We start from the raw sequence: 23,293 nt of genomic DNA, 5'->3' as shown, positions 1-23,293 counted from the left end.
TCCGACAAATGGGTCAGGCAGTGAACGCCGCGCTCTGCGACCGCACCAGATCGACCAGTGTCTGTTGCGGAATCGTCAGGTCCAGCAGGTGCAGCCCCCAGGTCGCGTTCGGCAGCGTGGGCAGGGCCGAGGCTCCGGGGCCGTCGATCATGAGCACGTTGTCACCGTCGCACTGCGCCGTGAGGTTCGGCAACGGCCCCAGCACCGGCGTCCTCGCATTCGCCCCGAGCGACGCCGGGTTGGTGCAGAGGATGCCGTCGCCGCCGTAGCGGGAGTCGGGCGGGGGAGTGCGCGAGAACGTGGAATACGCGACGACGCAACCGGTCTCGCTCGCATCCGCGCACGGGGCGACGGTGGTGAAGTCCGACGTCCGCACCGAGATGCCGGGAATGATCGCGGACACCAGCACTTCTCGGGCTGCGGGATCCGGCTCGATGCGGTTCTGCAGGAGTGTGCGCAGCATGCGAGACCCCTGCGAGTGGCCGAGCAGCACGACACCACGGTTGAAGTCCCGTTGCGCGAGGAAATCGGTCCAGGCTCGATCGATGTCCACGTAGGCCTCGGCGAGTGCCGCATCGCGAGCGGGGCCGTCCGCCGTGGCGAGGCTCAGCAGCGTGGCCTGCCGGTACACCGGAGCCCAGACGTTGCACACGGAGTCGAACGGGCGGGCCTGCGCCGCCGCGGCGAAGGCGAGTTCGGGGGACGCGTCGAGGTTCGCCGACTGCGCCGGTTGCAGAGAGGCGGTGGGGTAGACGTAGAAGCAGTCGACAGGGGCGTCGGTGCCACCACCACACGGATCCGCGGTGCCGGGCCGGCAGAGCCAGGTTGTCGACGGTGCTGCCGACGCGGCCGGCACCGACAGGAAGAGTGAGCCGAGCAGGGCTGCCACCAGGAGGAGCGCGCGCGTCATGGCTGGACTGTAGCGGGGCTTTCGGTGCCCTCGGCAGGATTCGAACCTGCGACCTACCCTTTAGGAGAGGGTTGCTCTATCCCCTGAGCTACGAGGGCCGACCCGGCGAGAGCCGGGCTGACGCTCAGCACTCTACCGGGTCGACATGTCTGTCAGGCGCTGGGCGAGATGGCCTCCAGCTTGCGTGCCACCAGTGCGGCCTGCAGGTGCCGCATTCCGGACGGGCGCGTGGGATCGAACCCCGTGAGGTGCGCGATCCGCTTGAGGCGGTAGTCGACCGTGTTGGTGTGCAGGTGCAGCTGACGCGCCGAGCGCTGACGGTTGAGGTCGTGGTTGATGTGGATCTCGAGGGTCTCGAGCAGCTCGGGCGAGTTGTCCAACGGGACGAGAACGCGTGACAGGTACGCCCGGCCGGGGCCGGGGCGGGTGAGCTGGTACTCGAGAACCAGGTCGGTCATGCGGTAGACACCGGCGGGTCGACGAAGCTGCTGGGCGAGGTCGAGAAGCTCGTGCACCTGATCCGAGGCGGCCGGCACGTCGTTGACGGAACTGGTGGCGACGGTGGCGGTGACCGCGGTCTCGGCGGCGACGGACATGCGCTCCACGAGAGTGGCGACCCATTCGTCGTCGCGCTCGCCGGGAACGAGAATGGTGCCGCCCTCGGCGGACAGCATCGACAGGGGGGAGCGGTCGCACACGAGGGCCAGCTCGGCCTGCACGCGGCGCAGCTTGCGACGGGCGGTGACCGCGCGCGGCAGGGCGGGGTTGGACTCGTCGGGATGCGCGGCGATGGAGACGGCCAGCACGGTGAACGAGTCGGCGAGCTCGATGCCCGACTGGCGGGCCACCGAACGCGCGTTGTGGCCACTGAGCAGTGCGGTGACGACGGTGTGCGCCGCGGTGTGGTGCTCGCTCGCGACGGCCTGCAGTTCGTCGACGTAGCTGGCCGACGCGGCCGTCGAGATGCGCTCCGACAGGGCGACGAACGCCTTGGCGACAGCCTTGAGATTGCCCGTCGCGCGCTCGGACACCAGGTCCCAGCCCATCTGAATGCCCTCGTGGTAGACGCCGAGGACGGCGCGGAGCGGAACACCCTCGCGGGCCCACTGCGCCGCGCGGCCACCGAGCTCGGCGATGTCCTCGTCCGAGGTGGTGGGTGCGTCGCCGACGCCGACGGCCATGGACAGGCAGGACACCGTCAGTTCCGTGACGTCAGCCCGGAGGGTCGCGCCGAGTGTCGACGTGCGGGTGGCCGCAGCCGGCTGACCCACCGTCCGACGAGCGACGTTCTCGAGGTCGCGTGGCGGCACGCCGGTGCGGCCTGCCACCATGAGTCCGGTGGTGCTCTTCTCCACCGCAGCCGCCTGGGACGACTGCGTGTTCTCGACACTCACGTAACTAGTTCCTTCCGGTCGGCGAGCCGTACGTCCACTCCGTGTCACGTGGCGGTTTCCCTCCACGTCGACGGTCGACTGGCTCGTCACTCGCACAAAAACGGGGCGCAAGTTCAGATTGTAGGGCAATAAAAGTTCATATGTGTAGTTTCGTCCCGCGTTTCCTCGCGGCGCTGTGACCCGAGCCAGGCGGAATCGGACCGTCCTGCGACTCGTCCCAACATCGACGCAAGGCGGCGGTGGCCCGATCGGACCCGTCCTAGCGTCACCTCTCGTCGGCCGGCCAGGTCGACGGAACACGACGCGTCACGGGGGAACCTCATGCCACAGGTGCTGTCACAGATCGAGCTGCTGCGCGAACTGCAGCCGGTAGCGGAAACCAATCTCGAACGCCATCTGACGCTGGCCAAGCCGTGGAACCCCCACGACTACATCCCGTGGAGCGACGGCAAGAACTTCGCGATGCTGGGCGGCCAGGACTGGTCGCCGGAGCAGTCGTCGCTGTCGAAGGTCGCCAAGGCGGCCATGGTCACCAACCTGCTGACCGAGGACAATCTGCCCTCCTACCACCGCGGGCTCGCCGAGAACTTCTCGATGGACGGGGCCTGGGGAACCTGGGTCGGTCGCTGGACCGCGGAGGAGAACCGCCACGGCATCGCGATGCGCGACTATCTCGTCGTCACCCGGAGCGTCGATCCCGTCGCGCTCGAGCAGGCGCGGATGGAGCACATGACGGTCGGTATCGACTCGCCGATGGAGGGCGCCAACCTGCTGCACGGCGTCGCCTACGTGACGTTCCAGGAGCTGGCCACCCGGGTGTCGCACCGCAACACCGGCAAGGCCTGCAACGATCCGATCGCCGACGCACTGCTCGCCCGCATCGCGGCCGACGAGAACCTGCACATGATCTTCTATCGCAACATGTGCTCGGCGGCCATCGAGCTCGCGCCGGATCAGACGATGAAGGCGATCGCCGACGTCGTCATGAACTTCCAGATGCCGGGGCTCAACCAGCCGGACTTCCGTCGCAACGCCGTCCTCATCGCGAAGTACGGCATCTACGACCTGCGCCAGCACCTCGACGAGGTCATCATGCCGGTGCTACGCAAGTGGGACATCTTCGAGCGCACCGACTTCGGACCCGAGGGCGAGAAGCTGCGCGAGATGGTGGCCGACTACCTGGCCGATCTCGAGAAGCAGGCGGTGCGCTTCGAGGAGTCACGCGACCGAGCACTCGCCCGCGACCGCGAACGCGGCGAAGCCATCGCCGTCTGACCGGCCTCCTGCCTGCCCGTCCTACATCGCGACGGTCAGCAGGAACGCGACGTCCTCGACGGCCTCCACACTGTGGCGGGCGTCGGGGACGACGAGGAGATCGCCCGCGGAACCTTTCCAGGATCGCTCACCGCTCACCAGTTGCAACTGGCCGCTGAGGACCAGGACCGTGGACTCCCCGTTCAGATCGTGCTCGGCCAGCGAGTTGCCCGCGGCCAGGCCGACGACGGTCTGCCGCAGGCTGCGCTGATGTCCGCCGTAGACGGTGTGCGAACTCCGTCCGCTGGACGCGGTCTTCGCCAGCTTCAGCTGTTGCCGAGCGAGCGCGGTCAGCGATTTCTTGTCCATGCGTCGTATTGTCCCGCTCAGCGGGCCCCGGCGCGGCGAATCAGCGCGTGTAGCGCACGAATCGATAGCGAACATCGGATGCGCTGCTCGTCTGCCATGCGCCCTCGGTGCGGGTGAACGATGCCGGTACCTCGGGAGCGACCGTGTCGCCGCCGGGGACGTCCAGATCGATCTCGGTCATCTCGACGACATCGGCGTGCGGCAGGGCGAGCCGGTAGATGTCCGCGCCGCCGATGATCCACGTGTCGTGGCCGCCGAGCAGCGCCTCGTCCATCGTGGCGGCACGTGCGGCACCCTCCGCGGACCAGGACGCGTCACGGCTGAGCACGATGTTCGTCCGGCCCGGCAGAGGGCGGAACCGTGCGGGCAACGAGTCCCAGGTACGCCGTCCCATGACGACGCGGCTGGATCCCGTGACCTCACGGAAGTGCGCCATGTCCTCGGGCACCCGCCACGGAATCGTGCCGTCCTTGCCGATGACGCCGCCGTGCGCCTGCGCCCACACCAACCCGATCGTCATACCGCTACGGGTGCCTTGATCGCGGGATGGTGCTGGTAGTCGGCGATCTCGATGTCGTCGAAGGTGTAAGCGAAGATCGAGTCACGTGGAGCGAGTCGGAGCGTGGGGGCGGGGAACGCGTCTCGCGTCAACTGCTCGCGCACCTGGTCTACGTGATTGTCGTAGATGTGGCAGTCGCCGCCGGTCCACACGAAGTCGCCCACCTCGAGGCCGGTCTGCGCGGCGACCATGTGCGTGAGCAGGGCGTAGCTCGCGATGTTGAACGGCACGCCGAGAAACATGTCGGCGCTGCGCTGGTACAGCTGGCACGACAGCTTTCCGTCGGCGACGTAGAACTGGAAGAAGGCGTGGCACGGAGCCAGTGCCATGTCGGGGATCTCCGCCACGTTCCAGGCCGAGACGATCATGCGTCGGGAATCGGGGTCGCGGCGGATGGTGTCGATCACCTGCGAGATCTGATCGATGTGGTCGCCCGACGGTGTGGGCCACGAGCGCCACTGCACTCCGTAGACCGGCCCCAGGTCGCCCTTCTCGTCGGCCCACTCGTCCCAGATGGTGACGCCGTTCTCGCGCAGGTAGGCGACGTTGGACTCGCCTCGCAGGAACCACAGCAGCTCGTGCACGATCGACTTGAGATGCACGCGCTTGGTGGTCACCAGCGGGAATCCCTCGGACAGATCGAACCGCATCTGGTGGCCGAACAGGCTGGTGGTGCCGGTCCCGGTGCGGTCGGACTTGGGCGTGCCCTCCGCGAGCACGCGGCGGAGCAGATCCTCGTAGGGCGTCGCGACCATGGCTACACCTTAGGCTCAGGCCCATGAGGACCATGCACGTGATCGGTATCGGCGCGGGGGATCCCGACCAGGTGACCGTCGCGGCGATCAAGGCGATGAACACCGTCGACGTCTTCTTCGTCATCGACAAGGGCGCGCAAAAGCAGGAGTTGGTCGACGTCCGCACCCGCATCCTGCGCGAGCACGTGCCGACCGACCATCGCGTGGTCGAGTTCACCGATCCGCCGCGCGACCGCGCGCCGTCGGACTACGACGACGCCGTCGACACCTGGCACGACCTCCGCGCCCGGATGCTCGCCGACCTCGTGGACGCGGAGCCGTCCGAGTCGGTCGGCGCAATGCTGGTGTGGGGCGACCCGTCGCTCTACGACAGCACGTTGCGCGTGGTGGAGCGGGTGCGCGCGGTGCTCGACAGCCCGTTCGAGGTCTCGGTGATCCCAGGTGTCACCAGTCCGTCGGCGCTCGCGGCCGCGCACCGCATCGTGATGAACCGAGTGGGGGAGCCGGTCCTCACCACCACCGGTCGCCGGCTTCGTGACGAGGGCCTGCCCGACGGCGTCACGGCGGCCGTGGTGATGCTCGACTCGGACTGCAGCTTCCGGTCGCTGCCCGGGTGGAACGTGTGGTGGGGTGCGAACCTGGGCACGCCCGGCGAGGTGACCCTGGCGGGCCCCGTCGACGACATCGGGGACGAGATCGTCGCGCGCCGGGCGGCTCTGCGGGCCGAGGCCGGCTGGGTGATGGACACCTATCTCGTCCATCGACCGTGACTTCCGATTAGGGTCGAGGTGTGCCGGAATTACCCGAGGTCGAGGCTCTCGCGGGCTTCCTCCGTGAGCATGCGCTGGGAGCGGTGATCGGGCGGATCGACGTGGCCGCGTTGAGCGTTCTCAAGACCTTCGACCCGCCGGTCACCGATCTGCAGGGCAAGGACATCACGGGCGCGGCCCGGTGGGGCAAGCACCTCGGCATCGAGGCCGGCGGGCTCTGGCTCGTCACGCATCTGTCGCGCGGTGGCTGGCTGCGGTGGACGGACAATCCGTCGTCGGCGCCGCCCAAGCCGGGCAAGGGGCCGCTCGCACTCCGTGTCCATCTCTTCACGCCGGAGGGGCTCACGCCCGCGTTCGACCTCACCGAGGCGGGGACGCGCAAGCGGCTCGCCGTGTGGGTCGTGCGCGACCCGCAGGAGGTGCCCGGCATCGCCCGCCTGGGCCCGGACGCCCTCGCGGTGACGGAGCCGGAGTTCGCGGAACTACTCGCCCGCAGGAGTTCTCGGCTCAAGACCGCATTGGTGGATCAGCAACTGCTCGCCGGGATCGGCAATGCCTACAGCGACGAGATCCTGCACACCGCGAAGCTCTCGCCGTTCGCCACCACCGCCTCGCTCACCCCCGAGTCGGTGACGCTGCTGTGGACCACGATGCGCTCGGTCCTGCTCGACGCCGTCGCGCGGTCCGAGGGTCAGGACGCGGCACGGCTCAAGGGCGAGAAGCGGTCCGGTATGCGGGTGCACGCGCGGACGGGCATGCCCTGCCCGGTCTGCGGTGACACCGTTCGCGAGGTCTCCTACGTCGACCGGTCGTTCCAGTACTGCCCCACGTGCCAGACCGGCGGCCGGATTCTCGCCGACCGCCGTCTGTCCCGTCTCGTGAAGTAGCCGATCAGCGGAAGTCCTGCGACGACTCGTTCTCCGTACCGGCCGAGGATCCGGTCGGTGTGTCGTAGCCGCTGAAGCCCTCCCACGCAGCGCGACGGGACCCGAGCGGATCGTTCTCCATCCGCGTCGCGCTGTCGAAGATCCGAGTGGCGCGCCCGGGCACCTCGTACTGAGTCCAGTCCGCCTCGGGCGCACCGGTTCTCGCGAAGGCGAGCCACTGCTTCTGCACCTCGTCGGTGACGGCCACCGAGCTGACCCAGTCGCCCAGGATCGCGAAGAACTTCCCGACGCGGGAGCGGTAGACGCCGAACACGGCGAACAGTTCGGAACCGTGCGTCGAGTACAGCTTCAGCAGGTCGAACAACCTCGGCGAGTAGTCGTAGCGGTACACGTAGGTGGGCGCGTGCTCGGTGTGCGCGTCCGCGATCTCGAGCGACGGTCGCCAGAAGGTGATGTCGCCGCCGAAGTCGATGGCGGACAGGCCCTTCGGGTACCCGGGGTACTCGGCGAGAATGCGATCCCTGGCCGACGGGTCGGTGTTCGCGAACAGGCGGTCGATGCGCTCGGCATTCGTGGGAAGGGCGTCGAGCCACTTGGGGAACAGGGTGCCCTCGTGCTCGTTGCTGCCGATGATCATCGGGACGGGATGCGCGCGGCCCGATCGGTACGCCTCGAGCGGCGCCTCCGGCACGTAGTCCCCGTCGACGCTGGGGCCGAACGGAATGAGCCCCGGAGTCTCCTTCAGGCTCTTCGAACCCAGCCGGTGAGCCGCCTTCAGCAGGTCGGCGAAGTCGGCTCCCGCGAGCGCGTCGGCGGCGGTGTCCGGAGTGGCACCGAGCAACTCGACGAAGTCGCGTCCCCACTTCTCGCTACGGTCGGACGTGGCGACCATGCCCGGCGCCGAGCTCTGCGAGATGGCCTTGTGGAAGAGGCCCTTCGTGGCGGGCACGGTCGTCAACGTGGTGACGGCGTTGCCGCCGGCCGATTCGCCGAAGATGGTGACGTTGTCCGGATCGCCGCCGAATGCGGCGATGTTGCGCTGGACCCACTGCAGCGCGGCGACCTGGTCCCGCAGCCCGAGATTGCTGTCGAAGGTCCGGTCGGGCGTCGAGAACTGTCGGAAGTCGAGGTACCCGAGGGCGCCGAGCCGGTAGTTGAGCGAGACGTAGACGATGTCGCCGCGGCGGACCAGCGACGTGCCCGAGTACATGGAGGTGGCCGACGTTCCCAGCGTGTAGGCGCCGCCGTGGATGAACACCATGACGGGGCGGGGGCCGGCGGGCGTGGTGGCCGGCGCGCTGACGTTCAGTGTCAGGCAGTCCTCACTGGTGCCCTGTCCCTTGATGGGACCGATGGGGGAGCGGCCCGAGTCCTGGACCGCCGCGTCACCCCAGCGGGTGGCGTCCCGGACGCCCTCCCACGCCGTCGGCGGCTGCGGTGCGCGCAACCGCAGCGGTCCGACCGGCGGCTGCGCGTACGGGATGCCCCGCCACTGCGCGATACCGCGCGCGACGAATCCGCGGACCCGCCCCTCGCTCGTGGTGATCTCTGTCGAAAAGTCTCCCTGCCCCATCCGGCCGACTATACGGAGAGCCGAGTGAGCACACTCGGGGTATGACGTTCACCTGTCCCATCGAGATCGTGCAGCTTCTCGTGTCTCCGTCACATGCCTACTTCGGTCGCAGCAAGGACGGGCCCGCCGCCGATGTCCGCACGCAGCTGCCGTCGTCCGTCGAGGTGGTGACCGGGAAGGGCATCCGGGGCGACCGGTTCTTCGGCGTCCAGGCGCACACCGAGGCGGCGATCACGTTCCTGGCCGTCGAGGCGTGGGAGACCGCGGTCGCCGAGGCGAACGCCCTGCACCCGGACGACGAGCCGTGGGACGGGGACGTGAGCGTGGCCCGCCGCAACATCGTCGTGCGTGGTCTCGAACTCGACCCGCTCCGGGGCGAGGACTTCGTCATCGACACCGGTGACGGCCCGGTGCTCCTGCGAGGGGGGCGTCCCGCGCACCCGTGCGCGTGGATGGACAGCATGGTGGTGGACGGCACCCGCAAGGCGTTGATAGGACGCGGTGGTCTGCGCACCGCGCCGATCAGCTCGGGCACGCTGCGAGTCGGACCCGGCGTCGTGATCTCCCCGGTCCCACTCGACCCCGAGCGAGCAGCACTGTCCGTACGGCGCGCCCAGCCGCTGCCGCGCGGCTAGCTTCCGCTGCGAGCGGCCTCGAGCAGGCGCAACCACACCTCGCTCATCGTCGGGTAGGACGGGACCGCGTGCCACAGGGTCTCCAGCGGGACGCGGCCGACCACCGCGATGGTGGCCGCGTGCAGGAGTTCCGCGACGCCCTGGCCGACCAGCGTGAATCCGACGATCACGTCGCTCGACGTGTCGATCACCATCGACGCGTGTCCGGCGAAATCGTCCTGGCGCAGGGAGCTTCCCGCGACGGCGATGTCCATCTCGACCACCCGCACCGGCAGACCGGCGGCCCGCGCCTTCTTCTCGGTGAGGCCCACCGACGCCACCTCGGGGGTGGTGAAGACGACCTGGGGCACCTGGCCGTGGTCGGCACTCGCCCGGAACCTGCTGCCGTCGATCGATCGACCCTCGGCGCGCGCGGCGATGACGTCGCCGCACACGCGTCCCTGGTACTTGCCCATGTGGGTGAGCAGGGCGCGACCGTTGACGTCGCCCACCGCGTAGAGCCACTCGTCCTTCGCCGTCAGATGGTCGTCGACGGCGATCGAGTCCCCGGTGGGGAGGGCCACCGCGTCGAGCCCCAGGTCCTTGGTGGCCGGCCGTCGGCCGGCGGCGACCAGGATCTCGTCGACCTCGAGTGTGTCGTCGCCGATCGTCACCGAGGCGGGCCCACCGTGGAGGTGGCCGTACCCGGTGTCCTGCGCATCGGGCCGCGACACCGTGGCGACTTGCGACTCGAACAGGATGCGCGCACCCGCGGCGGTCAGAGCGTCGGCCACCGCCGCCCCGGCGAACGGCTCCGATCCGGCCAGCAGCGAGGTTCCGCGCACGATCATCGTGACCTCGGCGCCGAGGGCCAGCAACCATGTCGCCGACTCGCAGGCGACCACGCCCCCGCCGATCACGATGATCCGCTCCGGCACCTCGTGCAGGTTGGTCGAATCGCGGGACGTCCACGGAAGTGCTTCGCGCAGTCCGGGAATCGGCGGCACCGTGGCCGTGGTGCCGGTCGCGAGGACCACCGCGTGCCGAGCGCGCAGGACCCGATCGCCCACTGTCACCTCGCGCTCGCCGGACACCCGGCCGTGACCGCGCACGACGTGAATGTTCGCGCCCTCGGCCCACGACACCTGGGAGGAGTCGTCGAGCCCGTGGGTGAAGCTCTCGCGGCGGGCGAACACCGCGTCGACGTCGAGTCGTGCGTCGCCGACGATCTCGCGGACCCCGGGCATCGCCCGGGCCTGGTTCAGCACGGAGGCGGGTAGGAGCAACGCCTTGCTGGGCATGCAGGCCCAGTACGAGCACTCACCGCCCACCAGTTCGTGCTCGACGATGGCGGCGGTGCGATCACTGCCCGCGATCGCGTACTGCGCCGCGTTCTCGCCGACGGGCCCTCCGCCGATCACGATGACGTCGTACTCGTCGGTGCTGCTGTCGCTCACTGATCCTCCAGAGTTCTGAGTGGGTCGTGGTGGCTAGTGTGTGCCCGATGGGGAGACAGAAGATCGTTATCACCGGGGCCAGTTCGGGTCTGGGCGAGGAGATGGCGCGGCGGTTCGCGGCGATGGGCCGCGACGTGGGGCTGTGTGCCCGGCGGGTGGACCGGCTCGAGGCTCTGCGCGCCGAGCTCACCGCCCGGCATCCGGACATCACCGTGGCGGTCGCCGCGATGGACGTGACGGATCACGAGTCGGTGGTGTCGGGGATCGACGCGCTGCGGGAGACACTCGGCGGGCTCGACCGCGTGATCGTGAACGCCGGTCTCGGAAAGGGCGCGAGGCTCGGCACCGGCCGCGCGGACGCCAACCTCGAGACCGCACGCACCAACTTCGTCGGAGTGGTGTCCCAGGTCGAGGCAGCGCTGGTGGTGTTCCGTGAGCAGAATGCCGGTCACCTCGTCCTCGTGTCGTCGGTGAGTGCCGATCGCGGACTACCCGGATCCAAGGCTGTGTACTCCGCGTCGAAGGCGGGAGTCTCGGCACTCGGCGAGGCGCTGGTCGCCGAACTCCGCCGCACACCCATCGCGGTCACCACGGTGCTGCCCGGATATGTCGCCACCGACATGTCCTCCCGCGCCGGAGACGCCGGTCGATTGATGTCCTCACTCGACGACGGCGTCTCCGCGATGGTCGCGGCCATCGAGAAGGAGGTCACGCGCTCCGCGCTGCCGGGCCTCACCTGGAAGGCGATCGACGTCGTGTTGCGCGTGCTCCCTCGTCGACTCACGGACGGGCTCGTCTAGCTACTGCAGGTAGTTCTCGACCTGTGAGACGGACTGCGTCTCGGCGTCGTCGGGGGAGAGTCCGGCGTCCTTCTTGGCGCGCCGCTGACGCAGCAGGTCCCAGCACTGGTCGAGTGCCTTCTCGAGCTGGTCGAGCTGCGCCCGCTCCTCGCTCGGATCGAGCTCGCCTGCTTCGGTGCGCGAACGCAACTCGTGCTCGGTGTCGACCAGGTCCTTGATCTTCGCGTAGATGTCGGTCTCACTCATGAACGCACTCACCTCTCTGAAGTCGGTGATGTTCACCGTACTCACCAGAAGTCGGGTGTGAGGTGGTGATGCCCGAGTGCCGTCGCGATCGCGTCGCGAACCTGCTCCACCGAGTGCGCCGCCGCAGGATCGGTGACCACCACCGACAGCGTGTACGCGTGATCGTGGCGGCAGAGATAGGCCGACAGGATGGTCGGCGACGCAGCGGACTGCTCGTGTCGGAGTCCCGGGTGGATCGCCCGCGCGGCGACGCGCACCGCGGGGCGGCCGCCGATGGTGCGCACCGCCTCGGGAAGCGGGCCGATGTTGGAGCACAGAGCATCTCGCCGGCCCGTCGACGGCGCGAGGAGCGCGGCGGCGCGTTCGGGGACCACGTGCAGCAACTCGTCGGGGAAGCCCGCGGGACCGGTCAGCGGGCTTCGGTACGCCGTCTTCGCGCGTCGACGGATGTCGGCCAGTGAGTCGGATTCCGTGATGCGGACCGCCGTCACCGAGATCGCGTTGGCGCCGCCGGCCTCGACCTTCATCGGGACGCCGAGCAGGACGGACCCGTCGGTGTCGCCGGACGTGCCCGAACATCTCAACGTCGCGACGACGGCCGCGACGACGGACAGGAACACCACGTTCGGAGTGCCCGCTCCGTCGGCGGCGACCCGATCCCACTGCGTCGCTTCGACATCGGTGCTCACGGACAGCACTTCCCACGCGTCGGGACGGGCCGGCGCAGGAGTTCCGGTCCTCGACGCCTGCAGGTACTGCATCAGTTCGGCGCGCCGGGCGCGACTGACGGCGAGCGCGGAGACGGCCACGGCGGTGCGGCCGACGACGGTCGACAGTGTGGCCAGTGCATCGGCGGTGTCGGTGGTGCCGTCGTCCGGGGCGATCGGGTCCGGGACGCCGGACAGCGCCGCCGCTGCTGCGTCGATGAGTCCGCGTGCGTCGGCGATGACGTGGGAGCACACCAACGAGACGGCGGTTCCGTTCCCGCAGGGCGCCGCGGTCAGACGCCAGCCCGGTCCGTACTCGGGGTCGAGCGAGACGCCGGCGCCCGACTCGGCCCAGCGGACCGGGTCGTCGGTCGGCTCCGTCCACCGGACGCCGGGGCGCCCCGATGCCCGGACCCAGCGCCGACGCGCGCCGGGCAGACGCGAGCTGACGATCCGCACACCCAGACGACCCTCGGCGAGCCGGGCGTCGATCAGGTCGAGAGCGCCGGGGGTGATGGGCTCCTCGGTGACCCAGAGGCCCTGCATCGCAACGGGTATGCCGAAGCCTCGATGTGTGCGGAGGAAGATCTCGTCGACGACGGAGAGGCGAGTCACTCGAGCGGTGCTCCGTGTCGCCCGGCGCCGGACGCAAACTTCTGTGCGCCGTCGAACGCGTCGACGAGCGAGGTGGCACCGTGCCGGAACTCGTTCGCCATCGCCGCGCGGTGGTCCAGGCCCTCCTGCTCGAGCGCCGACAGTCGGTCGCCGCGCAGGCACGCCTGCGGGAACTCGGCCAGGGACGCGGCGAGTTCCTCCGCGGCAGCGCGGCAGGTGCCCGTGGGGACGACCCGGTTGGCGAGTCCGAACGTCAGCGCTTCCTGCGCGTCGACGGCACGCCCGGTGAGGATCATGTCCATCGCCCGCGACGTACCGATCGCCCGCGGCAATCGCACCGTTCCGCCGTCGATCAGCGGCACACCCCAGCGCCGACAGAACACACCGAACACGGCGTCCTCGTCGGCGACGCGCAGGTCGCACCACAGCGCGAGTTCGAGACCGCCGGCGACCGCATGGCCGGACACCGCGGCGATGACAGGCTTGGACAGTTCCATGCGTGTGGGCCCCATCGGCCCGTCACCGTGCTCGGTCGCCACGTTCGAGCGCTCGGTGCCCAGTGCCTTGAGGTCGGCACCGGCGCAGAAGGTTCCGCCGTCTCCCCACAGCACCGCGACCGATGCCGTCGGATCCGCGTCGAACTCCTCGAAGGCCTCCACCAGAGCGGCCGCCGTCGGACCGTCCACGGCATTGCGTGCCTCGGGTCGGTGGAGGATCACCGTGACCACCGGACCTCGGCGTTCGATCCGCACGTTCATGGTTCGACCGTACCGCTGCCACGCCCGGTTGTGGTTGTTCACGAGGCCGCCGAAGAAAGTTCGCCCGATGTGTAACGCCCGGACGGGTGGCGGCGACATGGTGTGTGAGACCGTGCCGGTCCGTCAGACCCCCGACCCGACGGACCGGCGCGGTCTCGCTGTACGTCAGCGTCCGCGTTCGCTGCGGTACCAGTCGATCAGCGCACTCGTCGACGAATCGAGGTCCGCGCCCGGGCCGTCCGCATCGGTCAGCACCGGCGTCAGCTCCTGCGCCTGGGTCTTGCCCAGCTCGACTCCCCACTGGTCGAACGAGTCGATGCCGAAGATGACGCCCTCGACGAAGACCTGATGTTCGTAGAGGGCGATGAGCTGACCCACCACCGACGGCGTGAGTTTCGGCGCGAGGATCGACGTCGACGGGCGGTTGCCCGGCATCACCTTGTGCGGCACGATGTCCGCGTCCGTGCCCTCGGCGGCGATCTCCTCCGCCGTCTTGCCGAAGGCCAACACCTTGGTCTGGGCGAAGTAGTTGCTCATGAGCAGGTCGTGCATGCTGCCCGTGCCGTCCGCGGTGGGAAGATCGTCCGTCGGCTCGGCGAAGCCGATGAAGTCCGCCGGCACGAGTCGTGTTCCCTGGTGCAGCAATTGGTAGAAGGCGTGCTGGCCGTTGGTTCCGGGCTCGCCCCAGAAGATCTCGCCGGTGTCCGTCGTGACGGGCGTTCCGTCGGCCCTCACCGACTTGCCGTTCGACTCCATGGTGAGCTGCTGCAGGTAGGCGGCGAACCGGTTCAGATCGTTCGAGTACGGCAGCACCGCCCGGGACTGCGCGCCGAAGAAGCTGGAGTACCAGACGCCCAGCGTGCCCAGCAGGATCGGCGCGTTGGATTCGAGCGGCGCCTCGCGGAAGTGCTGGTCGATCAGGTGGAAGCCCTCGAGGAAGTCCGCGAACGCCTCGCGGCCGACGGCGAGCATCACCGACAGGCCGATGGCGGAATCGACCGAGTAGCGGCCGCCGACCCAGTCCCAGAAGCCGAACATGTTCGCGGTGTCGATGCCGAAGTTCGACACCTTCTCCGCGTTGGTGGACACCGCGACGAAGTGCTGGGCGACGGCGTCGTCACCGAGTGCGGCCATGAGCCATCGCCGGGCGGCCGTGGCGTTGGTCAGCGTCTCGAGTGTGCCGAAGGTCTTGGAGGCGACGATGAACAGCGTCGACGCCGGGTCCAGGTCGGCGAGGGTGCCGACGAGATCGGCCGGGTCGACGTTCGAGACGAAGCGCGCCGAGATGCCCGCGTCGGCGTAGTGCCGCAGAGCCTGGTAGACCATCACCGGACCCAGGTCGGAGCCGCCGATCCCGATGTTGACGACGGTGCGGATCCGCTCACCGGTGGCGCCGGTCCACTCGCCGGATCGCACTCGATCGCTGAAATCGCCCATCCGCGTGAGGACCTCGTGCACGTCGGCCACCACGTCCTGGCCGTCGACCTCGAGTGACGCGTCCGACGGCAGACGCAGCGCGGTGTGCAGCACGGCCCGGTTCTCGGAGGTGTTGATGTGCTCGCCCGCGAACATGGCGTCCCGACGCCCGGTGACGTCCGCTGCGCGTGCGAGGTCGAGCAGCAGTTCGAGCGTCTGCCGCTCGACCCGGTGCTTGCTGTAGTCGATGTACAGGTCGCCCGCGGTGACGGTCAGCTCGCTCCCACGCGACGGATCGTCGGCGAAGAAGTCACGGAGGTGGCGATCGGCCACGGCCTCGTGATGCGAGACGAGCTCGGTCCAGGCTTCGGTGCTCGTGATGTCGGCGCTCATGAGCCCTGACCCTAATCGCTGGGCACCCGAGCCGCTGGGACATGCCGACCGGCCTCCGGCCTGCCCGCTGACATGCCGACCGGCCTCCGGCAGTGCGTGACGAGTCCCGCCCCACGGGGTAGACAGTCGGTACCACCGGGCGACCCGGCGAGCAGCGACGAGGAGTGCGAGAGACGTGAGCGAAGGAACGAGCAGCGCAGCGACGACCCGGGAGAAGGACCTGATCGCGTCCGTCCCCACGAAGTTGTGGATCGGAGGCAAGCAGGTCGACGCGGAGAACGGCGCCACGTTCCCGGTTCGGGATCCCTCGACCGGGGAGGTGCTCACCGAGGTCTCGGACGCGAGTCCCGCCGACGCCGCACGCGCGCTCGACGAGGCCGTCGCGGTGCAGAAGTCCTGGGCCGCCACCCCGGCGCGACAGCGCGGCGAGATCCTGCGGGCGGTCTTCGAGTCGATCACCGAGCACGCCGACGACATCGCACTGCTCATGACGCTGGAGATGGGCAAGGCCTTCGCCGAGAGTCAGGCCGAGGTGAAGTACGGCGGAGAGTTCTTCCGCTGGTTCTCCGAGGAGGCGGTCCGCATCGCGGGGCGGTACACGCCGGCGCCCGCGGGCAACGGCCGGATTCTGGTGACCAAGCAGCCCGTCGGCCCGGTGCTGGCGATCACGCCGTGGAACTTCCCGCTGGCGATGGGCACCCGCAAGATCGGGCCCGCACTCGCGGCGGGATGCACGATCCTGGTGAAGCCCGCCTCGGAGACTCCGCTGACGATGCTCTACCTGGCGAAGCTCATCTCCGAGGCCGGGCTGCCCGAGGGCGTGCTGTCGGTACTGCCGACGTCGAAGTCCAGCGCTGTCACCGGGCCGTTGATCGACGATCCTCGACTGCGCAAGTTGACCTTCACCGGCTCCACCGAGGTGGGGCGGATGCTCGTGGAGAAGTCGTCGAAGAATCTGCTGCGGACGTCGATGGAGCTGGGCGGCAATGCGCCCTTCGTCGTGTTCGACGACGCGGACATCGACGCCGCCGTCGAGGGGGCGATGCTCGCCAAGATGCGCAACGGCGGCGAGGCCTGCACGGCCGCCAATCGGTTCCACGTGCAGAACTCGGTCAAGGACGAGTTCGTCGCCAAGGTGACCGAGAAGATGCGCGCCATGACGGTCGGGCGGGGCAGTGATCCGGACACGAAGCTCGGACCGCTGATCAACGAGGAGCAGCGTGACACGGTGGCCGAACTCGTCGACGACGCGGCGTCCAAGGGCGCGACCGTCGCTCTCGGCGGCTCTGCGGAGGACGGGCCGGGCTGGTTCTACCCCGCCACCGTGTTGACCGACGTGCCCGGTGACGCCCGGATTCTGAGCGAGGAGGTCTTCGGACCGGTGCTCGCGGTGCGCGGCTTCGAGACCGAGGAGGACGGCATCGCTGCGGCGAACGACACCGAGTTCGGCCTGGCCGCGTACATCTTCACGCGGGATCTGGACCGGGCGCTGCGCGTGGCGGAGGCCGTGGAGACCGGCATGGTGGGTGTCAATCGCGGGGTGATCTCCGACGCGGCCGCACCGTTCGGTGGGATCAAGGCGTCGGGATTCGGTCGCGAGGGCGGAAGCGAGGGGATCGAGGAGTACCTCGAGACCAAGTACATCGCCCTGCAGTGATGCGGTGAGGCACGGGAACCGCCCGTCGTCTGGGCGGTTCCCGGTCGAGCTCTACGAGCGGTGGACTCAGTGTCCGAGGCGGCCGCGGCCCAGGCGGAGCAGGAGCATGGCCAGCGTGTGACCCTCCTGGCCGAGGTCGCTGAAGCGCTGAAGGACCTTCATCTCGCGGCTGTGGACGAGGCGGGGTCCGCCCTGTGCCATCCGCGTCTGACCGATGGTGCGGGAGACCTCGGAGCGGCGCTTCACGGCGGCGAGGATCTCGGCATCGAGGCGGTCGATCTCCTTGCGGAGCTCGTCGATCTCGGCTTCGGACGTCGGCAGGTTCGCGTCGTCGGCGTGATCGTTCGACTCGGACGATGCCGATGCTGCGGTGGTGTGAATCGCTGTGCTCATATCAACTCCTCGTGTCAGAACGTGTGTCGCTCTGCTCTCACGTTCTGTTACGCGATTTCCACGAATTTCCGCGGAAGTCACGAAACGCCTGGTCACTACGGTCGGGTGCAGTCGGTGTGATGCCGTTCGCCGGTCGAGCCCGGGCAAGAGTATGCCCGTGTCACTCCCCACGTAAAGAAGGAGCAATTGCAGATCGGCGTGATACGGCGAGCGGCGGAACTCCGACACGACAGGGATTCGGCGCCCACGGCCCGAGTGATGGTGTCGGTGTCGGTGACCGCCGGTAATCTGGACGGACGATGAACACACAGTCACCCGCACGTGCCACCAGGTCCTCGGACCAGCTCCTCGAGGGGCTCAATCCCCAGCAGCGCGAGGCAGTGATGCACTCGGGGGGACCGTTGCTCATCGTGGCGGGCGCCGGTTCGGGCAAGACCGCGGTGCTGACCCGTCGCATCGCGTATCTCCTGGCGGAGAGAGATGTCACACCCGGCCAGGTCCTCGCGATCACGTTCACCAACAAGGCCGCGGCCGAGATGCGGGAACGCGTCGTCCAGTTGGTCGGGCCGCGGGCCAACTTCATGTGGGTGAGCACGTTTCACTCGAGCTGCGTGCGGATCCTCCGGAGCCAGGCGGCGCTGCTTCCCGGCCTCAACTCGAACTTCTCCATCTACGACGCGGACGACTCGCGTCGGCTCCTCACGATGATCGGCAAGGATCTGCAGCTCGATCCGAAGAAGTTCTCGTCGCGTCTGCTGGCGACGCAGATCTCCAATCTGAAGAACGAGCTGATCGATCCGGACCAGGCCGTCGCCGACGCGGAGAAGGAGCCGGCCGAGCTGCCGGCCGTCATCGCGAAGGTCTACGGCCACTACCAGCAGCGTCTGCGGGCGGCCAACGCGTTCGACTTCGACGATCTCATCGGCGAGACGGTGGCACTGCTGCAGAGCCATCCGGACGTCGCCGAGTACTACCGGCGCCGCTTCCGCCACGTCCTCGTCGACGAGTACCAGGACACCAACCACGCGCAGTACATGCTGGTGCGCGAGTTGGTGGGCACCGGATCGACGGCGGAGGGCGAGGTCGCGGCAGTTCCCCCGAGCGAACTGTGCGTGGTGGGCGACGCCGACCAGTCGATCTACGCGTTCCGCGGCGCGACCATCCGCAACATCGAGGAGTTCGAGCGCGACTATCCGGACGCGCGGACCATCCTGCTCGAGCAGAACTACCGGTCCACCCAGACCATCCTGGCGGCCGCCAACGCCGTCATCGCGCGCAACACCAACCGCCGTGACAAGCGGCTGTGGACGGACACCGGCGACGGCGATCCGATCATCGGCTACGTGGCGGACAACGAGCACGACGAGGCCAAGTTCGTGGCGTCGGAGATCGATCGGCTGGTCGACGGCACCGACTACAAGTACTCCGACGTCGCGGTGTTCTACCGGACCAACAACTCCTCGCGCGCGCTCGAGGAGATCTTCATCCGCCTCGGTCTGCCCTACAAGGTGGTGGGCGGTGTGCGCTTCTACGAGCGCAAGGAGGTACGCGACGTGGTCGCGTACCTCCGCGTGCTGGCCAATCCGGACGACACGGTGAGCATGCGGCGCATCCTCAACACCCCACGCCGCGGCATCGGCGATCGTGCCGAAGCCTGTGTCGCCGTGCACGCCGAGCGGAAGAACATCAGCTTCAACGCCGCGCTCCTCGATGCCGCGGCCGGCTCCGTGGCGCTGCTCAACACGCGCGCGCAGAACGCCATCGCGTCGTTCATGGAGATGATCGGCGAGCTGCGGGCCACCATGAACGCCACCGATGCCGACGGAAACGACGTCGCGGACATCGGCGACATCGTCGAGGCGGTGCTCGACCGCACGCGGTATCGCGCCGAACTCGAGGCCAGCTCGGATCCCCAGGACGGCGCTCGCCTCGACAACCTCAACGAACTGGTCAGCGTGGCCCGCGAGTTCAGTGCCGACGCACGCAACCTTCAGGGCATCGAGGATCTCGAGGTGGGGGTCGACATCAACGCGGACCTCGACGTCGCGTCCGCAGAACCCGAGGACACCGACGGTGTGGCCGAGCCGGGTTCGCTCGCCGCCTTCCTCGAGCGGGTCTCGCTGGTGGCCGACACCGACCAGATCCCGGACAACGGCGACGGTGTCGTCACGCTCATGACGCTGCACACGGCCAAGGGGCTCGAGTTCCCGGTCGTGTTCGTCACCGGGTGGGAGGACGGCCAGTTCCCGCACATGCGAGCGCTCGGTGATCCTGCGGAGTTGTCCGAGGAGCGTCGACTCGCCTACGTGGGCATCACGCGTGCGCGGCACCGGCTCTACCTCACTCGCGCGATCATGCGCTCGGCGTGGGGGCAGCCCATCAACAACCCCGAATCGCGCTTCCTGCAAGAGGTTCCGCAGCATCTCATCGACTGGAAACGGGAGGATCCCGGCGTCGGCAGCGGGTTCGGTTCCAGTGGTGGCTCGGGGCGCCAGCGCGACTGGACGTCGAATCCCCGTGGTGGATGGTCCGGTGGGTCGTCGCCGTCGGCCACCCCGACACCCAGCTTCGGCAAGGCCCGGTCCAACAACACCCTGACGCTCGCCGTGGGTGATCGCGTGAGCCACGACAAGTACGGTCTCGGGACCGTCGTCGAGTCCGAGGGATCAGGTCAGCGTGCGATGGTGCTGATCGACTTCGGCACGTCCGGTCGAGTGAAGATGATGCTCATCGGCGGAGTGCCGATGACCAAGCTGTGAGAGGGCACGGAAGAAAGGTCCGGCGCCACCGTGCATGACGGTGACGCCGGAACTTCGACGTTGTGGAGGTGTGGGAACTCAGTCGCGCTCGGGGCCGAGAGCGATACCGCGGGACGCCAACCAGGGGAGCGGGTCGATCTTGTTGTCGCCCGTGAGGTGGACCTCGAAGTGCAGGTGCGGGCCGGTGGACTGGCCGCGGTTGCCCATCTTGGCGATCTCGTCGCCGGCCATGACCGTCTGGCCCACCTGGACCTCGGACGAATCGATGTGGCCGTACACGGTGATGGTGCCGTCGGCGTGCTGCAACCGGACCCACAGTCCGAAGCCGGCCGCGGGGCCCGAGTCGATGACGGTGCCGTCGGCCACGGCGTACACCGGCGTGCCGATGGCGTTGGCGATGTCCACGCCGGCGTGCAGCGTGCCCCACCGCGAGCCGAAGCCGGAGGTGTAGGTGCCGAGCGCGGGCAGTGCGAAGAGGGGACGCCGTGCAGCGGCCTCGCGAGCCTCGCGCTCCTCGCTGAAGCGCTGGCCCTTCGCCAGGAGCTCCGAGAACTGGCCCAGGTCGACCGGTGCGGCGATGTTGAGGATCTGCGGTGCCGCGGACGTGGAGGGGGCCGTGACGGGCGCTCCGGTCGACGTGGCGGTGGGCACCGAGTCGACGTGCGCGGCCGGCTGGTCCGCGACGATGCCGGCGGCGGTGGAGCTGTCGACGATTCCTGCGGACGCGGCAGCTGCCGGGGCCTGGCCGGCGGCCAGCGCGTACTCGGAGGTCTCGGTGCGCTCGGCGGGCTGCGCGTTGTCGATCGCGGCCTGGCCGGCAGCGACGACCGCACCTGCGGCCACGGCGACGACAGCGACGCGTCCCTTGAGGGCGGACGGCGGAGCGGGGATGCGGTGGGCGCCGCTGCGCTTGACGGCGATCTCGTCCGCGATGGCAGCCGAGGTCACCGACGGTGCTGCCCCGGCCAGAGCGGTGACGAGGAAGGACGTCGCCGGTACCGAGCGGCGGCGGCGCGTGGGCGCATCGCCGAGGGGGGCCGGGGTGTACGCGGGCGCGGACGACACGTAGTCGCTGGACTCGTGTGCACGGTCCCAGGGGGACGATGCTGCATCGGTCGAGAGGGCTTCGAGGGGGCCGGTGTCGGTCAGATGACCGTCCGCCGGCGTGAACACGGTGGTGTCGTGCTCGAACTGCTGGGCCTCGTACTGCTGGGAATCGAACCGACTGTCGTCGGTGGCGTCCGAGACGAAGCGTGAGCGTGTGAACGGAGTTCGGTGGTGCTGCAAGACCTGCCGTCCTCCTGATTCGTGACCTACCCGTGATGTGGAACCTCGTGGACGGTAACGAAATGGTCGCGGCGGGCGCAAGCCAAACGGCTTCTCGGGTCACATATGTGAGGTGGCTCACAAGGTGTCCTGGGTTTACTCGAGGACGAGTCCCGACGCCGATCAGGCACATCGGTGATCTTCCTGTGATCGAGGCGAGCGGCATCACGATCGACGGACACGAGGACCGGATACCGTTCGTCATCGTGACACAGCCGACATCCGCGGGCCGTCGTACCTCAGGTTCCGCGTCCGACCCCGTCCGGCTCGGTGCCCGCGCTCTCGGAGTCGTCGGAGCGCTGGCGGTGGCGGCCGCTCCGTACGTTCCCGTCGTCGGCGGCGCCGACGTGGGTCCCCCGGTGCGGGGCGCGGCCGCCGTCTCGTCGGCGCTCTGGGCGGCGATCGCCCTGCTGCTCCTGGTGCGCGCGATCCGGCCGATCGTCTGCCCCGTACTCGCGACGTTGGGCGCCGTCGCACTGGGATCGATCGTGGCCGATCTCCAGTTGTTCGTCGGAGCGATCGACGCCGACCGGCTGGAGCTGTTCCGTCCGATCTCGGCCGGCGCGCTGGAGGCGGGCCCCGGAGCCGTGGTGGTGACGCTCGGGCACGCGCTCGTCGTCGTCGCCGGGGCGCTGGCGGCACTCGCGCTGGCGCGGACGGTCGAGTGGGACGACGTCGACGAGGAACCCGTCGCTCGTCGATCGGCATCGGTCGTGGTCGCCGCGGGGGTCGCGGGCGCTCTCGCACTCGCCGCCTCGTTCCTCCTGCCCGCGTACGTGAGCACCGATGCCGTCGTCCTCGCTCCCGCTCCGGTCGCCGGACCCGTCGCGTCGGCTCTCGGCGGTGGACTGTCCGCGGTCGCGGTGCTGGTGGGTGTGGCCTACGCGTTCTCGTCGACCAGCAGGTCCGCGGCGGTCGGCGCACTGACCGGTGTGGTCGCGGCGTCGGCGACCGTCGTCGGCGTCCGCCTGGCTGCCGCGCTGGGGGCGGGCGACCGCATCGACCTCGGCGCGGGCACGGTCGTCGGAGTCGGCGGGCTCTTCGTCCTCGGCGTGGCCACGGTGGCGACGGCGCGCGCGACCTCCGGACCCACGACCTCCGTGCCCCGGCTCGCACGGTCCGCCGCTCCCTCGAACTCGACGCGGCGGCACGTCGTCGCGGGAGCGGTGACGGTCCTGACGGGCATCGCTCTCGGTGTCGGCGCCGTCCTGCCGCTTCTCGACGTCTCGACCGGCTCCGTCCCGACGGTGGTGGGGGATCGGGCGGTGGCCGCGTACGCCGTCGTGACCGTCGTCGGCGGCGTGCTGTTGCTCTTCTCGGAGTTCGCCGCCGCGGTGCGGCCTGCGGTGCCGCTGATCGTCACGGGCCATCTGGCGCTCGCGGCCGCGGTGCTGCAGGCGCTCGTGCTGGGCGTCGGTATCGACGGCGTGTCCGTCGGTGCGGGCGGCTGGCTGCTGGTCGTCGGCACGCTGCTCGGTCTGCTCACGCTCGCGCTCGTCGCCGCGGCGGGCGCCTCGGAGCGGGACGGCGTCGACACCAGCGATCTGGACGGGGCCTCGCGCCCCCTCGCAGCCGCGCTGGCCGTCGCGGCCGGGGTCGCCGCACTGGGGCTGCTCCTGCCGCAGTACGACGTGGGCGGGGAGACCGGCGGCTGGATCGGGGCGCTGCCGTGGGGGTGGGA

At 69.2% G+C, this 23,293-nt stretch carries 21 protein-coding genes and 1 tRNA gene; 8 read left to right on the top strand and 14 right to left on the bottom strand.

Going from position 1 to position 23,293, the window contains the following annotated elements; genetic code table 11:
• Positions 1 to 13 precede the first annotated feature (13 nt).
• From HQ312_RS21690 to HQ312_RS21680, 3 genes are all read right to left on the bottom strand, one after another.
• The gene (locus tag HQ312_RS21690) at positions 14 to 910 is read right to left on the bottom strand and encodes a DUF3089 domain-containing protein (RefSeq protein ID WP_222641581.1); all 897 of its coding nucleotides are present in this window, start codon (positions 908 to 910) and stop codon (positions 14 to 16) included.
• A gap of 25 nt (positions 911 to 935) precedes the next feature.
• Positions 936 to 1,008: transfer RNA gene (locus HQ312_RS21685), tRNA-Arg, on the bottom strand.
• Between the two features lie 54 nt (positions 1,009 to 1,062).
• Positions 1,063 to 2,304 (bottom strand): CdaR family transcriptional regulator, encoded by a 1,242-nt coding sequence (locus tag HQ312_RS21680; RefSeq protein ID WP_307095423.1) that lies wholly within the window; start codon positions 2,302 to 2,304, stop codon positions 1,063 to 1,065.
• A gap of 321 nt (positions 2,305 to 2,625) precedes the next feature.
• On the opposite strand from HQ312_RS21680, the gene HQ312_RS21675 reads away from it, so the two are divergent.
• Entirely contained in the window at positions 2,626 to 3,579 is a 954-nt protein-coding gene (locus tag HQ312_RS21675; RefSeq protein WP_027504174.1) for an acyl-ACP desaturase, read from the top strand.
• 21 nt (positions 3,580 to 3,600) lie between these two features.
• On the opposite strand, the gene HQ312_RS21670 is transcribed toward HQ312_RS21675, so the two are convergent.
• From HQ312_RS21670 to HQ312_RS21660, 3 genes are read right to left on the bottom strand one after another with little or no spacing between them, the layout of a single operon-like run.
• Positions 3,601 to 3,927, bottom strand: a complete 327-nt coding sequence (locus HQ312_RS21670) for a cupin domain-containing protein (RefSeq protein ID WP_027504173.1) — start codon at positions 3,925 to 3,927, stop codon at positions 3,601 to 3,603.
• A gap of 40 nt (positions 3,928 to 3,967) precedes the next feature.
• On the bottom strand, positions 3,968 to 4,447 hold the full coding sequence (locus tag HQ312_RS21665; protein WP_027504172.1) for a dihydrofolate reductase: 480 nt from the start codon (positions 4,445 to 4,447) through the stop codon (positions 3,968 to 3,970).
• Positions 4,444 to 5,241 (bottom strand): thymidylate synthase, encoded by a 798-nt coding sequence (locus HQ312_RS21660; RefSeq protein WP_222627723.1) that lies wholly within the window; start codon positions 5,239 to 5,241, stop codon positions 4,444 to 4,446. The genes HQ312_RS21665 and HQ312_RS21660 overlap by 4 nt, the downstream gene beginning before the upstream one ends.
• A 23-nt stretch (positions 5,242 to 5,264) precedes the next feature.
• On the opposite strand from HQ312_RS21660, the gene cobF reads away from it, so the two are divergent.
• Complete coding sequence (cobF, locus tag HQ312_RS21655) at positions 5,265 to 6,011, top strand: precorrin-6A synthase (deacetylating) (protein ID WP_027504170.1); 747 nt, start codon at positions 5,265 to 5,267, stop codon at positions 6,009 to 6,011.
• Positions 6,012 to 6,031: 20 nt separating this feature from the next.
• The gene (locus tag HQ312_RS21650) at positions 6,032 to 6,898 is read left to right on the top strand and encodes an Fpg/Nei family DNA glycosylase (RefSeq protein WP_222641579.1); all 867 of its coding nucleotides are present in this window, start codon (positions 6,032 to 6,034) and stop codon (positions 6,896 to 6,898) included.
• A gap of 4 nt (positions 6,899 to 6,902) precedes the next feature.
• On the opposite strand, the gene HQ312_RS21645 is transcribed toward HQ312_RS21650, so the two are convergent.
• Positions 6,903 to 8,471, bottom strand: a complete 1,569-nt coding sequence (locus HQ312_RS21645; RefSeq protein WP_222641577.1) for a carboxylesterase/lipase family protein — start codon at positions 8,469 to 8,471, stop codon at positions 6,903 to 6,905.
• A 41-nt stretch (positions 8,472 to 8,512) separates the two neighbouring features.
• On the opposite strand from HQ312_RS21645, the gene HQ312_RS21640 reads away from it, so the two are divergent.
• Positions 8,513 to 9,106: a molybdenum cofactor biosysynthesis protein gene (locus HQ312_RS21640; protein WP_222641575.1), complete on the top strand. Its 594-nt coding sequence runs from the start codon at positions 8,513 to 8,515 to the stop codon at positions 9,104 to 9,106.
• Here HQ312_RS21640 and HQ312_RS21635 read toward each other — a convergent pair.
• Complete coding sequence (locus HQ312_RS21635; protein WP_222641572.1) at positions 9,103 to 10,542, bottom strand: NAD(P)/FAD-dependent oxidoreductase; 1,440 nt, start codon at positions 10,540 to 10,542, stop codon at positions 9,103 to 9,105. The two genes, HQ312_RS21640 and HQ312_RS21635, sit on opposite strands and share 4 nt — an antisense overlap.
• Positions 10,543 to 10,589: 47 nt before the next feature.
• Between HQ312_RS21635 and HQ312_RS21630 the strand changes: the two genes are divergently transcribed.
• Complete coding sequence (locus HQ312_RS21630) at positions 10,590 to 11,342, top strand: SDR family oxidoreductase (protein ID WP_222641571.1); 753 nt, start codon at positions 10,590 to 10,592, stop codon at positions 11,340 to 11,342.
• Here HQ312_RS21630 and HQ312_RS21625 read toward each other — a convergent pair whose 3' ends face one another.
• From HQ312_RS21625 to pgi, 4 genes are all read right to left on the bottom strand, one after another.
• A complete protein-coding gene (locus HQ312_RS21625) occupies positions 11,343 to 11,588 on the bottom strand; it encodes a DUF2630 family protein (protein ID WP_222641569.1) in 246 nt (81 codons plus the stop codon).
• A 41-nt stretch (positions 11,589 to 11,629) separates the two neighbouring features.
• Positions 11,630 to 12,910, bottom strand: coding sequence for a hypothetical protein (locus HQ312_RS21620; protein WP_222641567.1), 1,281 nt, complete (start codon positions 12,908 to 12,910; stop codon positions 11,630 to 11,632).
• The gene (locus HQ312_RS21615; protein ID WP_222641565.1) at positions 12,907 to 13,668 is read right to left on the bottom strand and encodes a crotonase/enoyl-CoA hydratase family protein; all 762 of its coding nucleotides are present in this window, start codon (positions 13,666 to 13,668) and stop codon (positions 12,907 to 12,909) included. The genes HQ312_RS21620 and HQ312_RS21615 overlap by 4 nt, the downstream gene beginning before the upstream one ends.
• A gap of 165 nt (positions 13,669 to 13,833) precedes the next feature.
• Positions 13,834 to 15,477, bottom strand: coding sequence for a glucose-6-phosphate isomerase (gene pgi, locus HQ312_RS21610; protein WP_222641564.1), 1,644 nt, complete (start codon positions 15,475 to 15,477; stop codon positions 13,834 to 13,836).
• 175 nt (positions 15,478 to 15,652) lie between these two features.
• Here pgi and HQ312_RS21605 point away from each other — a divergent pair, with 175 nt between their 5' ends.
• On the top strand, positions 15,653 to 17,134 hold the full coding sequence (locus HQ312_RS21605) for an NAD-dependent succinate-semialdehyde dehydrogenase (protein WP_222641562.1): 1,482 nt from the start codon (positions 15,653 to 15,655) through the stop codon (positions 17,132 to 17,134).
• Between the two features lie 66 nt (positions 17,135 to 17,200).
• On the opposite strand, the gene HQ312_RS21600 is transcribed toward HQ312_RS21605, so the two are convergent.
• Entirely contained in the window at positions 17,201 to 17,527 is a 327-nt protein-coding gene (locus tag HQ312_RS21600; RefSeq protein ID WP_027504161.1) for a chorismate mutase, read from the bottom strand.
• A 299-nt stretch (positions 17,528 to 17,826) separates the two neighbouring features.
• On the opposite strand from HQ312_RS21600, the gene HQ312_RS21595 reads away from it, so the two are divergent.
• Positions 17,827 to 20,286, top strand: a complete 2,460-nt coding sequence (locus HQ312_RS21595; RefSeq protein ID WP_027504160.1) for a UvrD-helicase domain-containing protein — start codon at positions 17,827 to 17,829, stop codon at positions 20,284 to 20,286.
• A 78-nt stretch (positions 20,287 to 20,364) separates the two neighbouring features.
• On the opposite strand, the gene HQ312_RS21590 is transcribed toward HQ312_RS21595, so the two are convergent.
• Positions 20,365 to 21,573, bottom strand: a complete 1,209-nt coding sequence (locus HQ312_RS21590) for a M23 family metallopeptidase (protein WP_261782555.1) — start codon at positions 21,571 to 21,573, stop codon at positions 20,365 to 20,367.
• A 245-nt stretch (positions 21,574 to 21,818) separates the two neighbouring features.
• Between HQ312_RS21590 and HQ312_RS21585 the strand changes: the two genes are divergently transcribed.
• On the top strand, positions 21,819 to 23,293 hold a 1,475-nt coding region (locus HQ312_RS21585), incomplete at its 3' end, for a hypothetical protein (RefSeq protein WP_222641558.1).

The organism is Rhodococcus sp. BP-316, from assembly GCF_019836105.1.
GTDB lineage: Bacteria > Actinomycetota > Actinomycetes > Mycobacteriales > Mycobacteriaceae > Rhodococcoides.
The sequence above is the reverse complement of the archived record's forward strand: the minus strand, read 5'-3'. Positions and strand labels throughout refer to the sequence as shown.